General features: G+C 41.6%; 19 protein-coding genes and 3 tRNA genes. 15 read left to right on the top strand and 7 right to left on the bottom strand.

What is annotated here, in order from left to right:
• Nucleotides 1-53: 53 nt before the first annotated feature.
• The 8 genes from ABZP31_RS04330 (at nt 54) to ABZP31_RS04295 (ending at nt 11,023) form a co-directional block, all read left to right on the top strand.
• Nucleotides 54-1,325 (top strand): NAD(P)/FAD-dependent oxidoreductase, encoded by a 1,272-nt coding sequence (locus ABZP31_RS04330; RefSeq protein WP_248133991.1) that lies wholly within the window; start codon nt 54-56, stop codon nt 1,323-1,325.
• A gap of 138 nt (nt 1,326-1,463) precedes the next feature.
• Nucleotides 1,464-1,946, top strand: a complete 483-nt coding sequence (locus ABZP31_RS04325) for a peptidylprolyl isomerase (protein WP_005015096.1) — start codon at nt 1,464-1,466, stop codon at nt 1,944-1,946.
• Nucleotides 1,947-2,084: 138 nt separating this feature from the next.
• Entirely contained in the window at nt 2,085-3,524 is a 1,440-nt protein-coding gene (locus ABZP31_RS04320) for a deoxyribodipyrimidine photo-lyase (protein WP_367156920.1), read from the top strand.
• 481 nt (nt 3,525-4,005) lie between these two features.
• Nucleotides 4,006-5,388 (top strand): adenosylhomocysteinase, encoded by a 1,383-nt coding sequence (gene ahcY, locus ABZP31_RS04315; RefSeq protein ID WP_034683111.1) that lies wholly within the window; start codon nt 4,006-4,008, stop codon nt 5,386-5,388.
• Nucleotides 5,389-5,468: 80 nt separating this feature from the next.
• Nucleotides 5,469-6,305, top strand: a complete 837-nt coding sequence (metF, locus tag ABZP31_RS04310) for a methylenetetrahydrofolate reductase [NAD(P)H] (RefSeq protein ID WP_005025240.1) — start codon at nt 5,469-5,471, stop codon at nt 6,303-6,305.
• 40 nt (nt 6,306-6,345) lie between these two features.
• Complete coding sequence (locus ABZP31_RS04305; protein ID WP_005015100.1) at nt 6,346-7,065, top strand: 16S rRNA (uracil(1498)-N(3))-methyltransferase; 720 nt, start codon at nt 6,346-6,348, stop codon at nt 7,063-7,065.
• Between the two features lie 354 nt (nt 7,066-7,419).
• On the top strand, nt 7,420-9,690 hold the full coding sequence (locus ABZP31_RS04300; RefSeq protein ID WP_005406117.1) for an NADP-dependent malic enzyme: 2,271 nt from the start codon (nt 7,420-7,422) through the stop codon (nt 9,688-9,690).
• An 85-nt stretch (nt 9,691-9,775) separates the two neighbouring features.
• The gene (locus tag ABZP31_RS04295) at nt 9,776-11,023 is read left to right on the top strand and encodes a multifunctional CCA addition/repair protein (RefSeq protein ID WP_005015105.1); all 1,248 of its coding nucleotides are present in this window, start codon (nt 9,776-9,778) and stop codon (nt 11,021-11,023) included.
• Between the two features lie 52 nt (nt 11,024-11,075).
• Here ABZP31_RS04295 and ABZP31_RS04290 read toward each other — a convergent pair whose 3' ends face one another.
• A complete protein-coding gene (locus tag ABZP31_RS04290) occupies nt 11,076-12,257 on the bottom strand; it encodes a trypsin-like peptidase domain-containing protein (protein WP_005015106.1) in 1,182 nt (393 codons plus the stop codon).
• Nucleotides 12,258-12,427: 170 nt separating this feature from the next.
• Here ABZP31_RS04290 and ABZP31_RS04285 point away from each other — a divergent pair, with 170 nt between their 5' ends.
• The 6 genes from ABZP31_RS04285 to ABZP31_RS04260 all read left to right on the top strand — a co-directional run bounded on the left by ABZP31_RS04285 (nt 12,428) and on the right by ABZP31_RS04260 (nt 15,236).
• On the top strand, nt 12,428-13,186 hold the full coding sequence (locus ABZP31_RS04285) for a Nif3-like dinuclear metal center hexameric protein (protein WP_005025232.1): 759 nt from the start codon (nt 12,428-12,430) through the stop codon (nt 13,184-13,186).
• A 149-nt stretch (nt 13,187-13,335) separates the two neighbouring features.
• The gene (locus tag ABZP31_RS04280) at nt 13,336-13,962 is read left to right on the top strand and encodes a superoxide dismutase (protein ID WP_005015109.1); all 627 of its coding nucleotides are present in this window, start codon (nt 13,336-13,338) and stop codon (nt 13,960-13,962) included.
• A 145-nt stretch (nt 13,963-14,107) separates the two neighbouring features.
• Nucleotides 14,108-14,183, top strand: a tRNA-Asn gene (locus tag ABZP31_RS04275).
• A 200-nt stretch (nt 14,184-14,383) separates the two neighbouring features.
• Nucleotides 14,384-14,459 (top strand) — tRNA-Asn (locus ABZP31_RS04270).
• A 200-nt stretch (nt 14,460-14,659) separates the two neighbouring features.
• Nucleotides 14,660-14,735, top strand: a tRNA-Asn gene (locus ABZP31_RS04265).
• 57 nt (nt 14,736-14,792) lie between these two features.
• Nucleotides 14,793-15,236: a DUF2726 domain-containing protein gene (locus ABZP31_RS04260; protein WP_005406095.1), complete on the top strand. Its 444-nt coding sequence runs from the start codon at nt 14,793-14,795 to the stop codon at nt 15,234-15,236.
• 37 nt (nt 15,237-15,273) lie between these two features.
• Here the strand turns inward: ABZP31_RS04260 and ABZP31_RS04255 are convergent, their stop codons facing one another.
• From ABZP31_RS04255 to glnA, 6 genes are all read right to left on the bottom strand, one after another.
• Entirely contained in the window at nt 15,274-15,477 is a 204-nt protein-coding gene (locus tag ABZP31_RS04255; RefSeq protein ID WP_034686241.1) for a hypothetical protein, read from the bottom strand.
• A gap of 98 nt (nt 15,478-15,575) precedes the next feature.
• Nucleotides 15,576-16,883 (bottom strand): lipase family protein, encoded by a 1,308-nt coding sequence (locus ABZP31_RS04250; protein ID WP_005406046.1) that lies wholly within the window; start codon nt 16,881-16,883, stop codon nt 15,576-15,578.
• A gap of 106 nt (nt 16,884-16,989) precedes the next feature.
• A complete protein-coding gene (gene ubiA / locus ABZP31_RS04245; protein WP_034686233.1) occupies nt 16,990-17,871 on the bottom strand; it encodes a 4-hydroxybenzoate octaprenyltransferase in 882 nt (293 codons plus the stop codon).
• 17 nt (nt 17,872-17,888) lie between these two features.
• Nucleotides 17,889-18,401, bottom strand: coding sequence for a chorismate lyase (locus ABZP31_RS04240; RefSeq protein WP_034686229.1), 513 nt, complete (start codon nt 18,399-18,401; stop codon nt 17,889-17,891).
• Nucleotides 18,394-18,669, bottom strand: a complete 276-nt coding sequence (locus ABZP31_RS04235) for a hypothetical protein (protein WP_034686240.1) — start codon at nt 18,667-18,669, stop codon at nt 18,394-18,396. Before ABZP31_RS04235 ends, ABZP31_RS04240 begins: the two co-directional genes overlap by 8 nt.
• 85 nt (nt 18,670-18,754) lie before the next feature.
• Entirely contained in the window at nt 18,755-20,170 is a 1,416-nt protein-coding gene (gene glnA / locus ABZP31_RS04230; protein ID WP_005404245.1) for a type I glutamate--ammonia ligase, read from the bottom strand.
• A 725-nt stretch (nt 20,171-20,895) separates the two neighbouring features.
• Between glnA and ABZP31_RS04225 the strand changes: the two genes are divergently transcribed.
• Entirely contained in the window at nt 20,896-21,480 is a 585-nt protein-coding gene (locus tag ABZP31_RS04225) for an aminodeoxychorismate/anthranilate synthase component II (protein ID WP_034686151.1), read from the top strand.
• The last annotated feature ends 6 nt before the right edge of the window (nt 21,481-21,486 follow it).

The raw sequence follows: 21,486 nt of genomic DNA, 5'->3' as shown, positions 1-21,486 counted from the left end.
TGCCATCTTCTTTTTTTATGTTTCCTTAGAAATAAAATATAAACAGGTACAAAATGGCTCAAGAATTACATCATATCGTCGTGGTCGGCGGTGGCGCAGGTGGCCTCGAACTGGTGACCCGGTTAGGCAATAGTCTGGGCAAGCAAGCTAAAGCAAAAATCACGCTAGTTGACCAGAACCTTACTCATATCTGGAAGCCTCTTCTTCATGAAATCGCTGCCGGTACGCTGGACCCATATAGCGAGGAAGTCAATTATTTTGCTCATGCCGCCAGACATCACTACCAGTTTGTATCAGGCAGTCTATGTAATGTATTACCCGAGAAAAAACAGATTCAGCTTTGCTCCGCTACAGGCAAAAACCTTAAAACATTAAGCTATGACACGCTAGTACTTGCTGTGGGTTCGGTATCAAATGATTTTAATACAGAAGGAGCTAAAGAATATTGCTATTTCCTGGACAACCGTGCTCAGGCTGACCAGTTTCAGAAAGATTTATTGAACACTTATCTGGATGCACAGTATTCCCAACAGCCCAATCATCTTAATATTGCAATCATTGGTGCTGGTGCAACGGGTGTAGAGCTTGCAGCACAACTGGTCGAGGCTAAAGAAAATTTTTACCGTTATGGCCTGAATCATATACACCCTGATCTGGTTAAAATTACTTTAATTGAAGCAGCAGACCGGATTTTGCCTGTCCTTCCAGAAAAAGTGGCCGAAAATACATTACGACAAATCAAAACGCTAGGCATTGAAGTCCTGACTGGCCATAAAGTACAGCATGTCGCTAAAGACCATATCTCTTTTCAGGATGGAAGTGCCTTGCAAACTGATTTAAATATCTGGGCAGCCGGTATCAAGGCACCGCAGGTCATTGAACAGCTAGAAGGCTTTGAAAAAGATCACTTAAACCGTATTAAAGTCTATGCCACCCTGCAGACTTATAATTACCCGGATATTTTTGCTTTCGGTGATTGTGCGCACTGTCAGCTTGAAGCAGACCAGCCCCCCCTTGGGCCCCGTGCTCAGGTTGCCAGCCAGCAAGCAACTTTTCTGGTTAGAGCTTTAACAGCCCGTATTGCGGAGCGGCCAATACCCATGTTCCATTTTTCCGATAAGGGCTCACTGATTTCATTAAGCCAGAATAAGGCTGTGGGCCAACTCCTGGGCCAGGTAAATGTCCAGGGATCGGTCGCCAAAGGCTTGTATATCTCACTATACCGCTTACATCAGGCTAATATATATGGCTACAACCAGGCTGGTGCACTCACAGTGAGAGATTTTGTTACACGAAGAATTCGGCCGAAAATAAAATTGCATTGAAATTTCATCACACAACCCCATAATTGAATAAATTGGCTTCAAAAAGATCGAAATCACAGTTTTTTTAGGATTTTTCTTCTAAAAACGCTGTGTTTCATCTTATGATGTACCCTTCAAAAAATTGACTGGATCAATAATATGACTGCTATTGCAAATAATCATGTGGTTTCATTCCACTATACACTGACCAATGCAGAGGGCGAGACTCTCGACCAATCTCAGGGTGAACCACTGGCTTATTTGCACGGTGCGGGTAACATTATTCCTGGTTTGGAAAATGCGTTGGCTGGTAAAACAGTAGGCGAGAAATTTACTGTAAATGTACCTGCTGCTGAAGGTTACGGTGAATATAATCCTGACCTTGTACAGGAAGTTCCAGCTCAAATGTTCCAAGGTGTAGATAATATCCAGCCTGGTATGCAGTTCCAAGCACAAACTGATGACGGTGTTCAGATCGTGACTGTTAAAGCAGTTGAAGGCGAAAACGTACTGGTTGATGCGAACTTCCCGCTAGCTGGTCAAGACCTGACTTTTGAAGTTGAAATTGTTGATATCCGTGATGCAACTCAAGAAGAGCTTGATCATGGGCATGTTCATGGCGCGGGTGGTCACCACCACTAAGATCGTCTGATCAAAAAAGGCAAAGCTCAGGCTTTGCTTTTTTTATAGTTATTTTTCAGTATTAGAAATAGCTTCAGCTTGATTTTTTAACCATTTTTCTTAATGATAAACATAATGTTATTTTAATTACTGGCTTTTATGTCTGCATATCAACTGGTCTGGTTCCGTCAGGATTTACGTATTGTTGACCATTCTGCATTATGGCATGCCAGACAGACTGGTCCCTGCATTGCGCTTGTTACCCTTTCACCAGTTCAATGGCGGCAACATGATGATGCCGTGATCAAAATTGATCTTTATTTAAGACAGCTTAAAGTTTTAAAAGAACAGTTAAAACAGCTCAATATCCCTATCATTATACAAACTATTCCTCTCTGGAAGGAAGTTCCTGAGTTTTTGCTTGAATGCTGTCAAAGTTTAAGCGTTCAGCAAATACATGCCCATATTGAGGCAGGTATAAACGAGCAGCAACGTGATCAGGACTGTCAGCAACTGCTCGATACATCCGGTATTGCTTTGACTTTATACCAAGACCGCACTCTATTCCCTTTCGGTAGTATTACCAACCAAAATGGACAGCCTTATCAGGTCTTTGGTGCCTTTAAAAAAGCCTGTTATAGCCGTTTAGAAATAGCGCTACCAAAATGTTATACAGAAATTACAGCTCAAAATCCTATAACTCTCCCTGCTCTTGATCAGTTTCAGCAGACAGTGCCAGATATCAGACAGCTTTTTGACATACCTGTTCCAGAATCCATTCAACAGCTCTGGCCTGCTTGCGAAAACCATGCTCATACATTACTTGAACAATTTCTTGAAAATCATATTCAGCATTATCATATTGAGCGAGACTTTTCTGCACACTCCGGAACCAGTCAGCTCTCTGCCTATTTGAATATTGGCGTACTTTCTATACGCCAATGTATACAGGCTTTATTCCGGCATCAAAGCGGGTACTTTGTGCCTGAACAGGAGGGCCAGAGCATCTGGCTAGATGAGCTGCTATGGCGTGAATTTTATCAGCATATTCTTTATCAGTTTCCAAATGTTTCAAAATACTTACCTTTCAAAGCCAATGCTCGGAATATTCCCTGGCACGATGATAAAACTGCATTAACTGCCTGGCAGCAAGGCCAAACTGGTATTCCAATTGTAGATGCAGGAATGCGGCAGTTATTGGTCACTGGCTGGATGCATAACCGGGTCCGCATGATTACAGCCATGTTCTTGTGTAAGAATCTTCTGATTGACTGGCGCCAAGGTGAACAGTGGTTTATGCAGCATTTGATTGATGGTGACCTGGCGGCAAATAATGGGGGATGGCAATGGTGTGCTTCCACCGGCACGGATTCAGTGCCCTATTTCCGTATTTTCAACCCGGTCAGTCAGTCCAGAAAGTTTGATCCTGAAGGTCAATATATCCGTACATGGATACCCGAACTGGCACATCTGGATGCTAAAACAATTCACGCACCCTATGAAAGTAAAACTGTCCAGCAACTGGACTATCCAAAACCCATAGTAGATTTAAAATACAGTCGTGCCCGGGCTATTGACCACTTTAAACAGTATTTGTAGAACTTCTACTCTTAAAAAGAGACTGGATATTATACAAATATATGTATTTTGCAGAAATAATATTGATGCTTTTTGACAGCAGATTTCACGTCTGGACTTTAAAACCTGATATAAGAAACTGCATGTCAGGTATTCACTATTCAGATTAAAAATAATATTTATTTAAGTGCAAATTGCATCATGACTTTTAACTGGTAATAAGATTAAAAACTGTAATGTAATTTTTAAAACTACAACCAAAACAGGCAGACTTTTGACCAGTCAAAACCTTGGTATAAGGAAAATAAATAATATTGCATCTTATAACTTGGAACGTTTTTAGAATCCAAGTACAATACTGCGCTAGTCGAGGGATGCTGCGACGTTTTACAGGCACTAAATGTAAAATCGCCAGGCTCGACGATCGGTATGTCTGTTCAAGCTTACCAACAACGGCATCCGCGAACTGAATGATCCATACTATTTTTTCTAGGAGATCCTGATGAACGCGGTTACTGCTTCATTTACAGATTATAAAGTTGCCGATATTTCACTTGCTGATTACGGCCGTAAAGAAATTAAACTTGCTGAAGCTGAAATGCCTGCCCTGATGGGTCTGCGTAAGCGTTATTCAGCAGCAAAACCACTGGCAGGCGCGAAAATTCTCGGCTGTATCCATATGACTATTCAAACTGCAGTTTTAATTGAAACACTGGTTGAATTGGGCGCAGAAGTTCGCTGGACTTCATGTAATATCTTCTCGACTCAAGACCACGCTGCTGCTGCAATTGCTGCATCTGGTATTCCTGTTTTTGCCTGGAAAGGCGAAACTGAAGAAGAATACATGTGGTGTCTTGAACAGCAAATCAATGTAAACGGCAAACCTTGGGATGCCAACATGATTCTGGATGACGGCGGTGACCTAACGGCTGTTGTACATGAAAAGTATCCTGAACTGATTGCAAAAATTCATGGTATTACTGAAGAGACTACTACGGGTGTTGCACGTCTACTCGAAATGTGGAAAGACGGTTCACTGAAAGTTCCTGCCATCAATGTCAATGACTCCGTAACCAAGTCTAAAAATGATAACAAGTATGGCTGTCGTCACTCACTTAACGATGCCATCAAACGTGCAACAGACATGCTGCTTTCTGGCCGCCGTGCACTTGTTATCGGTTATGGAGATGTAGGTAAAGGTTCTGCACAATCACTTCGTCAAGAAGGCATGATTGTACGCGTAACTGAAGTTGACCCAATCTGTGCAATGCAGGCCTGCATGGATGGTTACGAAGTAGTATCTCCATATAAAAATGGTGTTCAGACCGGTAATAAAGAAGATATTAATGTAGATCTTCTCAAAAATACTGATCTGATTGTTACTACAACCGGTAACTATCACGTATGTGATGCTGCGATGCTGGATACACTAAAAGCAGGTGCAGTGGTTTGCAACATCGGGCACTTCGACACTGAAATCGATACAGCTTACCTGCGTGGCTATAAATGGGTTGAAGTTAAACCTCAGGTACATCAGGTATATCGTTCAGAAAATGAAAACGATTATCTGATTCTTCTTTCTGAAGGTCGTTTAGTGAACCTGGGTAATGCTACAGGCCATCCATCTCGTGTGATGGATGGTTCTTTCGCCAACCAGGTTTTAGGCCAGATGCACCTGTTTGCCGAGAAATTTGCCGATCTTCCAGAAGATCAAAAACAAGCAAAAATCCGTGTAGAACTGCTACCGAAGAAACTGGATGAAGAAGTTGCTGCCGCAATGGTTGCAGGTTTTGGTGGAGTACTGACACAACTGACCACTGAGCAGGCAGCTTACCTTGGTGTACCAGTAGAAGGTCCGTTCAAGTCTGACGCTTATAAATATTAAGATATCTTAAGGGCAGATGTTTAGGCATCCTGCCCTTTTTTTGTCTGACATATTTATAAATTAAACAAAGGATTTGAAAAATGACTAAACGTGTTCCGATTTCTTTTGAGTTTTTTCCGCCAAAAACTGATGCTGGTGCAGAAAAGCTCAAACTGGTTCACCAGGATCTTCAACATTTGAACCCGGAATTCTTTTCGGTGACTTATGGTGCCGGAGGTTCCACCCGTGAACGTACCTTGGCTGCAATTGAAGAGTTTAATGGCAAGGGTACACCGGTAGCACCTCACCTTTCCTGTATCGGGGATGATAAGGCACGTATAGCAGAGCTGCTGGATCTGTATAAATCTCAAAACATTAAACGTATTGTTGCCCTGCGTGGTGATTTGCCATCCGGTCAGGTCGGTCTGGGCGAACTTCCATATGCACAGGATCTGGTACGTTTTATTCGTGAACATTCAGGTGATCACTTTCATATTGAAGTTGCAGCCTATCCGGAGATGCATCCTCAGGCAGAAAGCTTTGATGCTGATATTCGTCGCTTTATTGAAAAGGTTAATGCTGGCGCAAATGCGGGTATTACCCAGTTTTTCTTCAATCCGGATTCCTATTTTTATTTCTTGGATCGCCTTGCAAAGGAAGGGATTCATATTCCTATTGCACCAGGTATTATGCCCATCATTAACGCCAGCAACCTGATCCGCTTTGCTGACGGCACAGGTGCAGAAATTCCTCGCTGGATTCGTAAACAACTCTCTGCTTATGGCGATGACAGTGTGGCAATTAAGGACTTTGGTCATGAAGTCGTGCTAAAGCTTTGCGAACGTCTGATTGCTGGTGGTGCACCAAGTCTGCATTTCTACTCAATGAACCAGACCGAACCCACCCGCCAGCTTGTACTTGACCTGGGTTTAGCCTGAGCTAAATTAATCATCTGCTTTTTTGAAGAGTAATACATTCATGCCACGTTTTTATATTGAAGCTGATTTAACTGTAGGAACAACAGTTGAGCTTACAGAAACAGTGTTTCATCATTGGGTGAAGGTATTACGTGCACAGATTGGTGACAGTGCCACCCTGTTCAATGGACGGGGTGGTGAATTTGAAGCGAATTTGACAGAAATCAGCAAGAAAACTGCATCTGTTGCAATCAGGTCGTCTAACCCGGCAGATCGTACTCCACCTTTTACAACAGTATTGGGTCAGGTCATGAGCAAAGGTGACCGAATGGATTATGTCATTCAGAAAGCCACAGAACTGGGTGTTACGACCATTCAGCTGTTAACATCAGAACGATGTGAAATGCGCTTAAAATACGATCGCGATCAAAAAAAGCTCGATCACTGGCAAGCTGTTGTAATTGCAGCCTGTGAGCAATGTGGCATGAACCGGATTCCAGAGATATTACCCCCTGTTCCACTCACAGACTGGCTACAGCAGAATTTACCAGCAACCCGGCTAGTGCTTGCTCCCAATAAGCGTCAGCAGAATGTTTTAACCGATGCTCAAACAGATCTGGCACTGTTAATCGGTCCGGAAGGCGGGTTGAGTGAAGCAGAAATAGACATGGCCAATCATGCTGGCTTTAAAAACTGGTGCATTGGAGAACGCATACTGCGTACTGAAACAGCGCCTGTAGTCGCTTTGTCTATCTTAAATCACCATTTCTCAACACACTAGACTTATACCAATATACGAAGTTAAATTAAGTCATTATTCATCACTTTTAACTCAAGCTTGTAAATACGTGATTAACTAATGACTAGTTTCAGTTATATTCGTATTTAAAAAAACCCGTAATCATTTTGATATAAGCTCTTATATCCTCTGGGCATTGTGAGCTTTTATTTTCAGCTCGCTTTTTTCTTAAAATATTTTAACTATAAAGCCAGACATTATGACTATAACTTGAGTGAATGGAAAAAGCCTGGTTTTACGCTGGGATAAGCGCTCAAGTAATGGTATATTCGATAAAATTTAGCCAAAACCGACCAGCATGCTGCTGGGCCAACACATGTAACAATCGAGATTCAAATGGACGATCAATCATTAAAACAGCAAGCTTTGTACTATCATGAATTCCCAACACCAGGAAAAATTAGCGTCACTCCAAGCAAACAGCTTGTCAACCAGCGTGATCTGGCTTTAGCCTATTCCCCAGGTGTTGCAGCTCCGTGTCTTGAGATTGAACGTGACCCTTCAGCTGCCGCAAAATATACGGCACGGGGCAATCTGGTTGCTGTGGTCAGTAATGGTACTGCTGTTTTAGGACTGGGGAATATTGGTCCATTAGCCTCTAAACCGGTAATGGAAGGCAAAGGTGTACTCTTTAAAAAATTTGCCGGTGTCGATGTATTTGATATTGAAATTGCTGAAAATGATCCCGACAAGATTGTTGATATTGTGGCAGCACTTGAGCCTACATTCGGCGGTATCAACCTTGAAGACATTAAAGCACCAGAATGTTTTTATATTGAGCGCAAACTCCGTGAGCGCATGAATATTCCGGTATTTCATGATGACCAGCATGGTACCAGTATTATTGTAGGTTCTGCCCTGCTAAATGCCTTGCAACTGATCAATAAAAAAATTAATGAGATCAAGATTGTAGCCTCAGGCGCCGGTGCTGCTGCGTTATCTTGTCTTGATCTGCTGTGTGCGCTGGGCGTAAACAAAGACAATATTATTGTTGCTGACTCTCGAGGCCTGCTAACCACCTCACGTGATGGGCTGGATGAGTCTAAAAAACGCTATGTACAGGACATCCCTCAAACCCAGCTCCATGAAGTCATGGCAGGCGCAGATATGTTCCTGGGGCTTTCTGCGGCAGGTATCCTGACCAAAGAAATGGTCAAGCAAATGGCAGAGAACCCGATCATTTTCGCACTTGCCAATCCGGACCCTGAAATTCTGCCTGAACATGCTCACGAGGTTCGTCCTGATGTCATTATGGCAACAGGCCGTTCAGACTATCCGAATCAGGTCAATAACGCCCTGTGCTTCCCGTATATCTTCCGTGGCGCACTTGATGTGGGTGCAACTACAATTAATGAAGAAATGAAAATTGCCTGTGTACATGCGATTGCACGTATGGCACATATTGAAGCAGATGCAGCGACATACGGCGAAAAATCAGCTTCATTTGGCCGTGAATATTTAATTCCGCGTCCACTGGATCAACGCCTAATTCTGGAAATTGCTCCTGCTATCGCTCAGGCAGCGATGGATTCTGGTGTAGCTACCCGCCCGATTGAAGATTTCTCAGCCTATCGCCAGCGTTTGTCCGAGTTTGTTTATAACTCGGCATTTATCATGAAGCCAATTTTTGCACAGGCGAAGACTGATCCGAAACGCATTGCTTATGCTGAAGGTGAAGACCTTCGTGTATTACGTGCTGTTCAGATTGCAGTAGATGAAGGTCTGGCTAAGCCGATTCTGGTTGGACGTACTGCGGTTATTGAAGCTAATATCAAAAAACTAGGATTGCGTCTTGAACAGGGCGTAAATATTGAAATCGTAGATCAGGAAAAGAATCCTGACTATGAAAAGTTTGCGGACGATTATTATCAGCTAATGCAGCGTAAAGGGGTAACACCCGAATATGCACAGCGTGAGGCACGTCGCCGCTCCACTTTGATTGCAGGCATGCTGGTACGTCATGGCAAAGCAGACGGTATGCTCTGCGGTACATATTCAAGCTATGACATTCACCTAGATTTTGTTAAAAATGTCATTGGGTTACGTGAAGGTCGTAGTACGTTCTTCACTTTAAATGCATTAATGCTTGAAGACCGCACCCTGTTTATTGCAGATACCTATGTCAATACTAATCCGACTGCCGAGCAGCTCGCTGAAATGACAATTCTGGCAGCTGAAGAAGTACGCCGTTTTGGGATCGCGCCCCGCATTGCCCTGCTATCACATTCAAGCTTCGGTTCTGACCAGACGGATGCAAGTGCACAAAAAATGCGTCAGGTATATGAAATTCTGTCACGCATTGCGCCAGAGCTGGAAGTTGAAGGTGAAATGCACGGTGATGCAGCACTTGATGAAAATATTCGTCATTTTGCATTCCCGAATTCACGCTTCAAAGGTTCTGCCAACTTGCTGATTATGCCAAATCTGGATGCAGCCAATATTTCATTTAACCTGCTTAAATCTACTTCAGGCAATAACGTAACAATTGGCCCGATTCTACTGGGTGCTGCTAAACCGGTGCATATTTTAACCCCAACCGCCACCACCCGTCGTCTGGTTAATATGACTGCACTGACTGTTGCTGAAATTCAGCAAGCTGAGGTATAAGCTTTAACTGAATAAAAGCTAAAGTTCTTTACTTGAGAAAACCTCTATTCTGTTGCATGATTGCTTGAAGAATAGAGGTTTTTTCATGCAAGTTTATTTAGTAGGCGGTGCTGTCCGGGACCATTTGCTTGGTCATCCCTATCAAGAAAAAGATTATGTTGTGGTAGGAGCAACGCCTGAGCAGCTTCTCGCTCAGGGTTTTATGCCAGTTGGTAAGGATTTTCCAGTATTTCTGCATCCTGATACTAAGGATGAATATGCTTTAGCGCGTACTGAGCGTAAATCCGGTCAGGGCTATCACGGTTTTGAATTCCATACGGATAGCAGCGTGACTCTGGAAGAAGATTTAATCCGTCGCGATTTAACGATTAATGCTATGGCCATGGATGAACAAGGTCAGGTATATGATCCATATCAAGGCCGGCAAGATCTCAAAAATAAAGTTTTACGCCATGTTTCCGATGCCTTTATTGAAGATCCGCTTCGTGTATTACGTGTTGCCCGTTTTGCTGCTCGCTATGCTCCTTACGGTTTTAAGATTGCTGAAGAGACCATGAGCCTCATGCAGCAACTGGTCAATACGGGCGAACTGGATACTTTGACCCCAGAGCGGGTCTGGAAAGAAACCTCTCGTGCCTTAATGGAACAGCGCGCTGATGTCTATTTTGAAGTTTTACGTGAATGTGGCGCCTTAAATATCCTGTTACCCGAACTGAATGCCCTGTTTGGAGTTCCTCAACGGCCAGAATATCATCCTGAAATTGACTGTGGTATTCATACGCTGATGTCCTTACAGCAGGCATGTCAGGCGAATTATTCACTTGATGTACGTTTTGCGGTACTGGTTCATGACCTTGGCAAAGCTCTTACGCCAACAGATATTCTACCCCGCCATATCATGCATGAAGAACGTGGTGTAAAACCCGTAACTGCTGTATGCGATCGTTTAAAAGTTCCTGCTACTACCAAGCAACTGGCTCTGGCAGTCTGCAAAGAACACTTAAAATGCCATCAGGCTTTAACTCTAAAACCTGGAACCTTATGGCGCCTGCTGCAACGTTTAGACGTTTTACGCCGTCCGGAACGGGTCGAAGCTTTTGTACAGGCATGTGAATGTGACTCTAGAGGCCGCTTAGGTCTAGAAAACCGTCCTTATCCGCAAGCCAGCTACATGTATCAAGTCATCGAGATTGTCCGTTCAATCAAGGCACAAGACTTACCTCCGGAAATACAAGGGCCGGATATTGGAGAAATGTTGATTCAGCGCCGAATTGAAGCTATTGCCACATTTAAGGCTGAGTTTCTTTCTTCTCCATCCTCTAACCAGTTGTAGTTTTAAAATAAATATAAAAAAAGCCTCCATATGGAGGCTTTTTACTGGAAGATTAACGGCGAGGTAATGGAATAAACTGGGAGTCCTGATTCTGAACTTCACGCTCTCCTACATTTACATTTAAGGTCTGCTGCTTGCCTTCGCGCTCCACCAGAAGCTGGATAGTGCTGTTCGGTGCTTGCAAAGCGACATAATTGATCAAATGCGATGTTGAGGTAATCTGCTCATTATTCACTTTTAAAATGCGGTCCCCTACCTTTACACCGGCTTTGGCAGCTGGGCCATTACCCAGTACTCCCGCAACCACGACACCTGGCTCACGTGGTGCCAGTACATCAGTTTGTGCAGGTGGAACCAGACTGATTCCTAGCCATCCTCTTACTACACGGCCATCTTTCAAAATGGCATTTAACACCTGCTGACAGACTTTAGCCGGAATGGCAAAACCTATTCCAAGTGAGCCACCGGTCTGTGAGAAAATTGCCGTATTTACCCCAATCAGATTACCTGCAACATCGATTAATGCACCACCTGAGTTACCCGGGTTAATTGCAGCATCTGTCTGGATAAAGTCTTCATAGGTATTTATTCCCAAATCAGAACGGCCAGTTGCAGAGATAATTCCCTGCGTTACCGTTTGCCCTACCCCAAACGGGTTACCAATTGCCAACACCACATCACCGACTTCATTACCACTGAGTTTAAAAGGTAAAACAGGTAATTTATCCAGTTCAATCTTGATAACGGCAAGGTCAGTATCAGGATCAGTACCAATAATTTTTGCTTCAGCACGGCGACCATCATTTAAAGCCACCACAATCTGTTCTGCTTGTGCCACTACATGGTTATTGGTCAGGATGTATCCATCAGGACGCACAATAACACCTGAGCCAAGACTGTTTTCATTCTGCTGGCTATTAAACTGGTCTGGTAGCTGATCCCCAAAAAATTCACGAAATGCCGGATCATTTAATAAGGGATGATTCATCTGCCGAACTTTTTGCGTGGTAAAAATATTAACCACCGCAGGCGCAGCAACTTTTACTGCGGCATTATAAGAGACTACTCCTCCAGAACGGGAGGTATCAATTAAAGGTTCAACTTTTTCAGCAGGCATTTTTACGCCATCAGCAGCGACTGGCGCTTTGGGCTGATGGAATTTCTGCCAGCCAATAAAACTGATAATCACAATGACCAGCAGTACCCAAGGTAACCAGGCAAAGGTTCGGCGCACGTTATTATCCTCTAGATTCTTTTGATTTGTTAATGCGTAATAGATCTAGGTGATTGTAATACAAATACAAAATATACGCTTTAAAACACACTAAAGTTTTGTCTGGCTTTAGTTACAAGATAAAATATGTTTCTATATCCCATTGTCCAGTTTAATTATTAAGGTAAATCATGGCCAGGTTGACTGATATTCTTCAATGGTGTGATCAGACATTGAAAACTTCCGAATTTCGTGACTATGCGCCGAACGGTTTGCAAATTGAAGGCTCGCAGGAAGTAAATAAAATTTTGTGTGCAGTTACTGCATCACAAGAAGCTATTGATGCGGCGATTGCACAAAAAGCAGATCTGCTATTGGTTCATCATGGTTATTTCTGGAAAGGCGAACCCTATCCGATTACCGGTATGCGCGGCAAACGTATTAAAACTTTAATACAGAATAACATCTCTCTTGTCGCTTTTCATTTACCTTTAGATTCACACCCAACATTGGGTAATAATGCTGCCATTTCTGATTTACTTGGCCTTGAGCATCTTGAAGCACTTGATCCATCTGAACGGCATCCGGTGGGTAACATTGGTTATTTACCAGAAGCATTAAGTCCGGAAGCATTTAGAAATTATCTGGCAGAACGTTTAAACACCCAGGTACTTCATCTACCTGCAGAAAAGTTATCTGTACAAAAAATAGGTTTTTGTACTGGAGCTGCTCAGGATTTCATTACTAAAGCAGCTGTTCAGGGTTGTGATGCTTATATTTCCGGTGAGGTTAGTGAGCGAACTTATTATGAGGCTCAGGAATTAGATGTACATTACTATGCCTGTGGGCACCATGCGACTGAACGTTATGGTGTACAACGCTTAGGTCAAGCACTGGCTGAACAGTTTGCCCTCGAATATCATTATCATGAACTGAACAATCCGGTTTAAACCTTATGTTACGATTGGAATTGTTTACAACTTTATAAATTCGGCCTTTATTATGTATTGTTATTTAAAAAGCGTGGCCTACCATGCAGATAATCAATTACAATAGAGGCACTTAATTGTATAACCCAGCAAATGCAAGGAATTAGAACATGACAACCATTACTTTACCTCCTCTTCCTTATGACTACGATGCGCTTGAGCCGCACATTAGTAAAGAAACTTTAGAATTCCACCATGACAAACATCACAACACTTATGTGGTGAATCTGGTTAAAGCAATCGAAGGTACTGACCTCGAAGGTAAAGAGCTGGACGACATCATCAAAGCAACTGCGGGTGATGCATCTAAAGCAGGTATTTTTAACAATGCAGCCCAAGTATGGAATCATACATTCTACTGGAACTGTATGACTAAAAATGGTGGCGGTAAAGCTACTGGTCCTGTTGCTGAGAAAATTGATGCAGCTTTCGGTTCTTATGAAAAATTTGCTGAAGAATTCGCAACTGCGGCTACTACACAGTTTGGTTCAGGTTGGGCTTGGTTAGTGGCTGATGAAGTAAATGGCAACCTGTCAATTATGAAAACTTCAAATGCAGATACACCATTGGCTCATGGTAAAGTAGCGATTCTGACCATTGATGTATGGGAGCATGCATATTATATCGACTACCGCAATGCACGCCCTAAGTATATCTCTACTTTCCTGGAAAGCCTGGTAAACTGGGAATATGTAAATGCAAAACTTGCAGGCCAGCCTGCTGGAGTTGAGAAATAATCTTTCTCTTGCCTTAAAAAGTCACCCTGCTGGGTGATTTTTTATTACATTATTTTATAAATGAATATTTATAGATCAATCAGTTTATTCTTATAAATTATTTAATTGACGCCTATATAATTGATCCGTAGAATGGCCCACAGATTCTCCCATAGCTCAGTCGGTAGAGCGACGGACTGTTAATCCGCAGGTCCCTGGTTCGAGCCCAGGTGGGAGAGCCAAGATTCTAAAAAGCCCGCTTATTTAAGTGGGCTTTTTTTATTACGCCAAGAATATATTCAAATTATTCCTATTGATGGGTCTTATTGTTCGCCAAGATTCACTTACTGAATATTTTTAAAACAAACGCTTTAAATCTAATGATTTTTTAGCTGTTTCCACTTGACCATTTATCTCTTCCTCCATAGAATAGCCCACAGATTCTCCCATAGCTCAGTCGGTAGAGCGACGGACTGTTAATCCGCAGGTCCCTGGTTCGAGCCCAGGTGGGAGAGCCAAGATTCTAAAAAGCCCGCTTATTTAAGTGGGCTTTTTTTATTACGCCAAGAATATATTCAAATTATTCCTATTGATGGGTCTTATTGTTCGCCAAGATTCACTTACTGAATATTTTTAAAACAAACGCTTTAAATCTAATGATTTTTTAGCTGTTTCCACTTGACCATTTATCTCTTCCTCCATAGAATAGCCCACAGATTCTCCCATAGCTCAGTCGGTAGAGCGACGGACTGTTAATCCGCAGGTCCCTGGTTCGAGCCCAGGTGGGAGAGCCAAGATTCTAAAAAGCCCGCTTATTTAAGTGGGCTTTTTTCTTATAGAAAGATCTTACTGTGTCAGAATTTATTCATAATTCATTTCTAATTATTGGTATCTTGGCAAGTCTTGGACTCCTATATTTAAGTCTTCAGCAGTACCTTACTTCTAAAAAGCAGTTTTTGGCTAAACCGGTCATTACTGCCTTTGAGAAGCGCATGTTTATTCGCCTTAAAGAGGCTCTCCCACAGCAGCATATACTGGCTCAAGTGGCATTTAGTGCACTCATTACGAGCGATGACTATAAAATCCGTCAGAAATTTAATCGCAAAGTTACAGATTTTGTCGTTTTAAACACTCAGTTTGAAGTGATTGCCATAATTGAACTTGATGACCCTACACATCTTTATAAAGAAGAAGAAGACCGGCAACGGGATGCGATGCTCAAAGAAGCGGGCTACAGGATTATACGATATACAGAAATTCCAACTATTCGACAGCTTCGAAAAGATATACTTTAAGCTTTTGAGAATATATTTAATAACTCTGCCTGAAATTTCATTCTTTCTTTAATTTTTCTGCTTCTTCACGTGCCTTGATTTTTGCCAGTTGTTCAGCTTGTTGCTGTCGGTACTTTTCCTGATTCTTGGCATCACTGTTTACTGCAATATAACCCATACTGACCAGAAAAATTGGAATCAATAAACCCAGTCCCATCAATACCCATAATTTAGCTTTCGATTGCACCGTTTCTTTAGTCATAGAAATATCAAAGATAAATAATTTAAAACTGACCCAATATAACAAAAAAAGGGCCTTCTTTAAGACCCTTTTAATTTGAATCTTTTAAATACAAAAAATTATTGGGCTACTCCAGTACATTCAACATTTTTACTTGCATCTATTACTGATGGATCAAGCACTATATTGGTTCTAGCTGGCATCTTAGATTGTACAAATTGATAAATTTCAGCATTTCTACATACAATCGCCTGAGTATGAGCGGCTCCGTTAACAGGGACAAATGTCACATCAGTTCCCATTTTTTTAAGTCCCTCTTGTAAGGTATTAGTAACAGGATATGGTACGGCCATATCAGCAGTTCCCTGAACAATCATAACAGGTGAATTAATTTTTTTAGTAGCAGGCTGATTATCAGCCAAGAATTTCTTCACCGTTGGATTCTCTTGGAAATTACCAGCGAGACCAGGATAGTCCATAACTGTTTTACCAGCATTAGTCGCAAGAAAATCACGGATATCATCTGCAAATTTGTTATGCAAATCAGTTAAACACATTCCATTTTCGCCCGTAGTGCCTTCTGCAAACTCGGCTATACTTTGAGAACGTTGCTGGAAGATTTCACGATAATTAAATTTAGGTTCATAAGCAGTAATACCCACTGTGGTATATGCAGCATATGCAAGTAGCTCGGCATATACTTCTACAGCTGTGCCAACAGGCGTAGTACCCGCCTGTTCTCTTCCAAGAATATCTTGAATTGCCTGTGGTGCAACTACAGAAATAATATAGCCAAGGCTGGAAGCTGGTGCTGCTGCAACCGCTCCTTTATAGTTACTGTCGTTATTAGCAAACTCAGCTGTTCCTAATGAGGCATGCCCACCTTGAGATTGCCCAATCGACATCCATGAACTATTCAACTGACTGCCGTACTGATCTTTAGCAGCTTTCACTGCTGCAATTGCAGATTTAGCTTCACTTCCCAAATTAAGGTATGGATGGATTCCTCGAGTACCTAAACCTTCATAGTCTGGAGCAATCACGACATAACCAGCTGCCAATAATGTATCAGCTAAAATTTTGAAGCGTGGATTAATAGTATTATTGCTTGGTGCACAGCTATCCCCTACGCCTACAGTACCGTGTTCCCAAACCACTACTCGATAACCATCCTTAGGTTGAGTAACTTTAGGGAACATTACTAGCGCAGTGGCTTCCGCTGTTTTTCCTTGTACATTGACCATATTATAGGACATGATTTTTATAGATGAAGCGCCACTCAAGCTATCTTTAGAATAAGGCTTTTCAGAAATAAATGTCTGATCCGGATTTACCCCTCTATAATCGTCATTCTCATCATTACAGGCTGTAAGAAATAAAGCCGAAACTAAACTTGTTATAGTTAAAGCAATTCTTGAACGTCTCATAAAATATCCTTTTTATCAATTATTTATTCTGCATAAATTTATGCACAAATATTAAGACACAAAAAAAGTGTCCTGCATAGAACACTTTTCAACCTGAGTACTGTTTTTATGATATAAAATTTAAAAATATTCCCAGAAAAATTATGAATCCAACCCAACGATTATGACGGAATGCCCAAAAACATATTTGGGGATTGCGGTCCTTGGTTTTAATTGTTTGATATATAAAATCGAATACAACCACAACTAAAGCGGTCATCGACCATGGAAATAAAATATTTTCTAAATACAGTGCTGTACCAATTAGAATAAGGCTGCATAACTGTAAAAGTACGATAATTTGAATGTCATAACGACCAAAAAGGATGGCTGTAGATTTTACACCAATCTTTAAATCATATTCACGGTCAGTAATGGCATACTGTGTATCATAGGCAACAGTCCAGCACAGATTTCCAAAATAAAGCAGCCAGCAGATTAAATCTGGTGTCTGGCCCACTGCGGTATAGGCCATTGGAATAGACCAAGAAAAAGCTGCACCTAAAAAGACTTGTGGTAAATGAGTATAGCGCTTCATGAAAGGATATATGAATGCAAGCAATAAAGCGCCAAATGACCAGTAAAAAGCTTGAACAGGGAGGAAAAATAACAGACACGCGCTGGCAGCAACCAGAACCAGAAATACTAAAACCGCTTCTTTAGCACTAATTATACCAGTCGCCAAAGGCCGGGATTTGGTACGTTCTACATGTGCATCGACCTTCCGGTCAGCAAAGTCATTAATAGCACAACCGGCAGCACGCATAAAAATTACGCCTAAAGTCATAATAAAGAGAATTTTTAGGTCCGGTATACCTTTTGACGCTATCCAGAGTGCCCACATGGTTGGCCAGAAAACCAGTTCGGTGCCAATCGGTTTATCAAAACGGCATAAATAGTAATAAGCTTCCAGGCGCTCACGCCAAGTAATCTGATGCACAGTTGCCATGACTGTCCTTAACGAGGTTATTGCTGAATAAAATACTCAAAAGCTGGCAGGAATGTCTCCTGGACAATAAATTTGCAGCCATGCCAAGTATAGCAGCTCTGACGGGTCCAACCCTCTTCCAGATAAACTACACGCCGCTCACAGGCGGGCTGGGTACGCTGAAATAAAAAATGTCCAATTGGCTTTTGACCAATGTGTTGAAATAAACGTGCCCGTCCTTGCAGGCTCAGTATCGGAAAGATACTTTTCGCCTTGACCCACGGCTGTGTCTCACAGCCATATAGATAAGTATCACGTACCCAGGAAGTATGCTGAGCTGGCATTTTCATCCACTGGCTGTCAGCAAAGTTAGGGCGTTGAAAATATTCATTAAGCGTCTCGACCCTAAACTGTCCGCCAGCCAGATCGGTTAACTGTCGGGTTAAGGAACCTGATGCATATAACCACATTTTTAATGCTGCAGGAATCTGCTCAGCATGCTTGTTTTTATATTTTAAACTCACAACTTTCCCAACTTCACAATTAACCATTATCTGTTTTAGCAATAACTACATATGTCCCGCTCGGTAATTTCTTTAAGATCAAGCCCTCGGTAGTGAGATAAAAACTTTGTGGATAATCATAGTCCAGAGCGAATTCAGGATGTCGCAGTGCAACAAATTCTGCCTGTTTATAACCTTCAGGTGTACGTCCTATTTCTATATAAGTCACTTCAGAAAAATTCAGTTTAAAACCTTTATTGTGATCCTGAGGATCAATCCATGGAAAAAATCCAGTATGTTTTTTGCGTGGTGCCATAACATCATATCGTTTATCAATTACAGCATCATACAAAAAAACCCGCACAAAGGCGGGTCTTTTTACAGTGAAATTCAGAATAGAATTACAGGCTGTAGTACATATCAAACTCAACTGGGTGAGTAGTCGTATTAAGACGACGTACATCTTCAGTTTTAAGTTCGATATATGCATCTAACATATCTTTAGTAAACACGCCACCTTTTAGCAGGAATTCGTGATCTTCTTTCAGTGCTTCAAGAGCCATATCGAGGCTATGGGCAACTGTAGGAATTTTTGCTTCTTCTTCAGGAGGAAGATCATACAGGTTCTTGTCAGCCGCTTCACCCGGATGGATTTTATTCTGAATACCATCAAGGCCTGCCATCAACAATGCTGCAAAACCCAGGTACGGGTTCATCATTGGATCTGGGAAACGTGCTTCAATACGCTTGCCTTTAGGGCTAGACACGTAAGGAATACGGATAGAAGCAGAGCGGTTACGTGCTGAGTAAGCCAGCATAATTGGTGCTTCAAAGTGAGGCACTAAACGCTTGTACGAGTTTGTAGAAGGGTTAGTGATTGCATTCAGTGCACGAGCATGCTTAATTACACCACCGATGAAATACAATGCCATTTCTGAAAGGCCTGCATATTCATCACCAGCGAACAGGTTTTTGCCATCTTTGGAGATCGACATATGCACATGCATACCTGAACCGTTGTCACCTACCATTGGTTTAGGCATGAAAGTAGCAGTTTTTGCATACTGATGTGCAACATTCCAAACTGCGTATTTGAACTGTTGAACTTCATCTGCTTTGCGCACCATGGTATTGAAGCTCACACCAATTTCTAACTGGCATGATGCAACTTCATGGTGATGTACTTCTACACGGCCTGGTCCCATGATATCTTCAATTTTTGCACACATATCTGCACGCATATCCTGTGAAGAATCTACTGGCGGAACTGGGAAGTAACCACCTTTTACACGTGGACGATGGCCAGAGTTACCTGCTTCATAATCCTTACCTGTAGACCAGGCAGCTTCTTCAGCGATCAATGTATGGCGTGCACCAGACATATCGATGTCCCATTTTACTTCGTCAAATACGAAGAATTCTGGTTCAGGGCCAAAGAATGCAGTATCTCCGATACCGGTAGATTTTAAATATTCTTCTGCGCGACGAGCAATGGAGCGTGGATCACGTTCATAGCCTTGTCCAGTTGATGGTTCAATCACATCACAAGTTACTACAACTGTTGGCTCTGCAAAGAACGGGTCGATAAAGCCAGTTTCTGCATCTGGACGTAAAATCATGTCTGATGCTTCAATCCCTTTCCAGCCAGCGATTGAAGAACCATCAAACATTTTGCCATCTTCAAATGTATCTTCATCAATACTGTCTGCCGGGTAAGTAACATGCTGTTCCTTGCCTTTGGTATCAGTAAAGCGAAAATCGACCCATTTTGCGCCACTTTCTTCTATGAGTTGAAGGACCTTGTTCGCCATGCTCATTTTGCTCCGATGAAATTTTGTTGCACTTATCGAGTGCATGTTAGTAGTTGCTCAATATAAAGCAATTCCCATACCAACTTTAGAATACTAAGCTAATGCTTTGAATTTCTTAATAGTGTGAAGATTAAAAAAACCTTAGCTATGCGGGTATTATACTGTGTGCAGATTGAATTGCACTATCATCAATCATTCTTAAATTACTTTATTCAGAATAATAGAATTATTGAACCAAAATAGTGCATTTTTTTAGAAGTTAAGACTGTGTTTAGTTATTTTTGTATGATTTTATTTTTAAGGAGCTCTAATAGATATTCTAAATTTAATAAATTATTTATTTTTTAATTTCTATCGAGAATTTAGCTCAAAAGTTTTGATGATAGCCAGCTTTCAACAGTTACTATTTATTTTTAATTCATAGTAGCTGTAGCTCAGTTACTCACTATTTTATATTCCTCCTATGCATGATTTTTTTAAGTCTTAGGCCATCCTTAATTGTTGATTTAAGAGAATTTGCCAGATTTTTTAATATTAAGTATAAGCCTCAACACCATAATAGAAATAGTTCAGCAGCAATTCATGATTTTTTGCTATGATATTGTTCGCTCTAATTTTTCTTTTTGCATTTATTTCTAAATCTGGATTTCCTGTTTTTAGTCAAATATTTTCTTAGAGTTCATCCGAATTAAAGACACATAGGTGTATACATTTCAAAAGGTTAAAAGCTCATGCTTCTAATGATCGACAATTACGACAGCTTTACTTATAACATCGTCCAGTATTTTGGCGAGTTAAATCAAGAAGTTAAAGTCGTTCGCAATGATAGTGTCACATTGGATGATATTGAGCGATGGCAACCCAAGTATCTTGTGATCGGTCCTGGTCCCTGTTCTCCAACAGAAGCTGGTATTTCTATTCCAGCCATCCAGCATTTTGCCGGTAAAATTCCCTTACTCGGTGTGTGTTTGGGGCATCAAAGTATTGGACAGGCATTTGGTGGAAAAATTATACGGGCAAAAACCGTCATGCATGGCCGTCTATCTGACATGTATCACAATGATACTGGAATTTTCAGTCATTTACCTTCACCCTTTTCGGCAACTCGTTATCACTCTCTGGTGATTGATCAAGCGAGTTTACCAGACTGCCTGGAAGTAAATTGCTGGACGAATGAAGCAGATGGCTCGATGGAAGAGATCATGGGTGTAAAACATAAGACATTACCAGTAGAAGGTGTGCAGTTTCATCCTGAATCAATCTTGAGTCAGCATGGCCATAAAATTTTCCAGAACTTTTTAGAAATTTACGCTTAAGTGATT

This window comes from Acinetobacter sp. FL (assembly GCF_040744925.1).
GTDB classification, from domain to species: Bacteria; Pseudomonadota; Gammaproteobacteria; order Pseudomonadales; family Moraxellaceae; genus Acinetobacter; species Acinetobacter radioresistens.
This window is presented reverse-complemented; position numbering and strand designations above follow the sequence as displayed.

What these genes read in the sequence shown, in the direction of transcription:
- ABZP31_RS04330 (WP_248133991.1), top strand. Translation starts at nt 54, where the DNA reads ATGGCTCAAGAATTACATCATATCGTCGTGGTCGGCGGTGGCGCAGGT.
- ABZP31_RS04325 (WP_005015096.1), top strand. Translation starts at nt 1,464, where the DNA reads ATGACTGCTATTGCAAATAATCATGTGGTTTCATTCCACTATACACTG.
- ABZP31_RS04320 (WP_367156920.1), top strand. Translation starts at nt 2,085, where the DNA reads ATGTCTGCATATCAACTGGTCTGGTTCCGTCAGGATTTACGTATTGTT.
- ahcY (WP_034683111.1), top strand. Translation starts at nt 4,006, where the DNA reads ATGAACGCGGTTACTGCTTCATTTACAGATTATAAAGTTGCCGATATT.
- metF (WP_005025240.1), top strand. Translation starts at nt 5,469, where the DNA reads ATGACTAAACGTGTTCCGATTTCTTTTGAGTTTTTTCCGCCAAAAACT.
- ABZP31_RS04305 (WP_005015100.1), top strand. Translation starts at nt 6,346, where the DNA reads ATGCCACGTTTTTATATTGAAGCTGATTTAACTGTAGGAACAACAGTT.
- ABZP31_RS04300 (WP_005406117.1), top strand. Translation starts at nt 7,420, where the DNA reads ATGGACGATCAATCATTAAAACAGCAAGCTTTGTACTATCATGAATTC.
- ABZP31_RS04295 (WP_005015105.1), top strand. Translation starts at nt 9,776, where the DNA reads ATGCAAGTTTATTTAGTAGGCGGTGCTGTCCGGGACCATTTGCTTGGT.
- ABZP31_RS04285 (WP_005025232.1), top strand. Translation starts at nt 12,428, where the DNA reads ATGGCCAGGTTGACTGATATTCTTCAATGGTGTGATCAGACATTGAAA.
- ABZP31_RS04280 (WP_005015109.1), top strand. Translation starts at nt 13,336, where the DNA reads ATGACAACCATTACTTTACCTCCTCTTCCTTATGACTACGATGCGCTT.
- ABZP31_RS04255 (WP_034686241.1), bottom strand. Translation starts at nt 15,477, where the DNA reads ATGACTAAAGAAACGGTGCAATCGAAAGCTAAATTATGGGTATTGATG.
- ABZP31_RS04250 (WP_005406046.1), bottom strand. Translation starts at nt 16,883, where the DNA reads ATGAGACGTTCAAGAATTGCTTTAACTATAACAAGTTTAGTTTCGGCT.
- ubiA (WP_034686233.1), bottom strand. Translation starts at nt 17,871, where the DNA reads ATGGCAACTGTGCATCAGATTACTTGGCGTGAGCGCCTGGAAGCTTAT.
- ABZP31_RS04240 (WP_034686229.1), bottom strand. Translation starts at nt 18,401, where the DNA reads ATGGTTAATTGTGAAGTTGGGAAAGTTGTGAGTTTAAAATATAAAAAC.
- ABZP31_RS04235 (WP_034686240.1), bottom strand. Translation starts at nt 18,669, where the DNA reads ATGGCACCACGCAAAAAACATACTGGATTTTTTCCATGGATTGATCCT.
- glnA (WP_005404245.1), bottom strand. Translation starts at nt 20,170, where the DNA reads ATGAGCATGGCGAACAAGGTCCTTCAACTCATAGAAGAAAGTGGCGCA.
- ABZP31_RS04225 (WP_034686151.1), top strand. Translation starts at nt 20,896, where the DNA reads ATGCTTCTAATGATCGACAATTACGACAGCTTTACTTATAACATCGTC.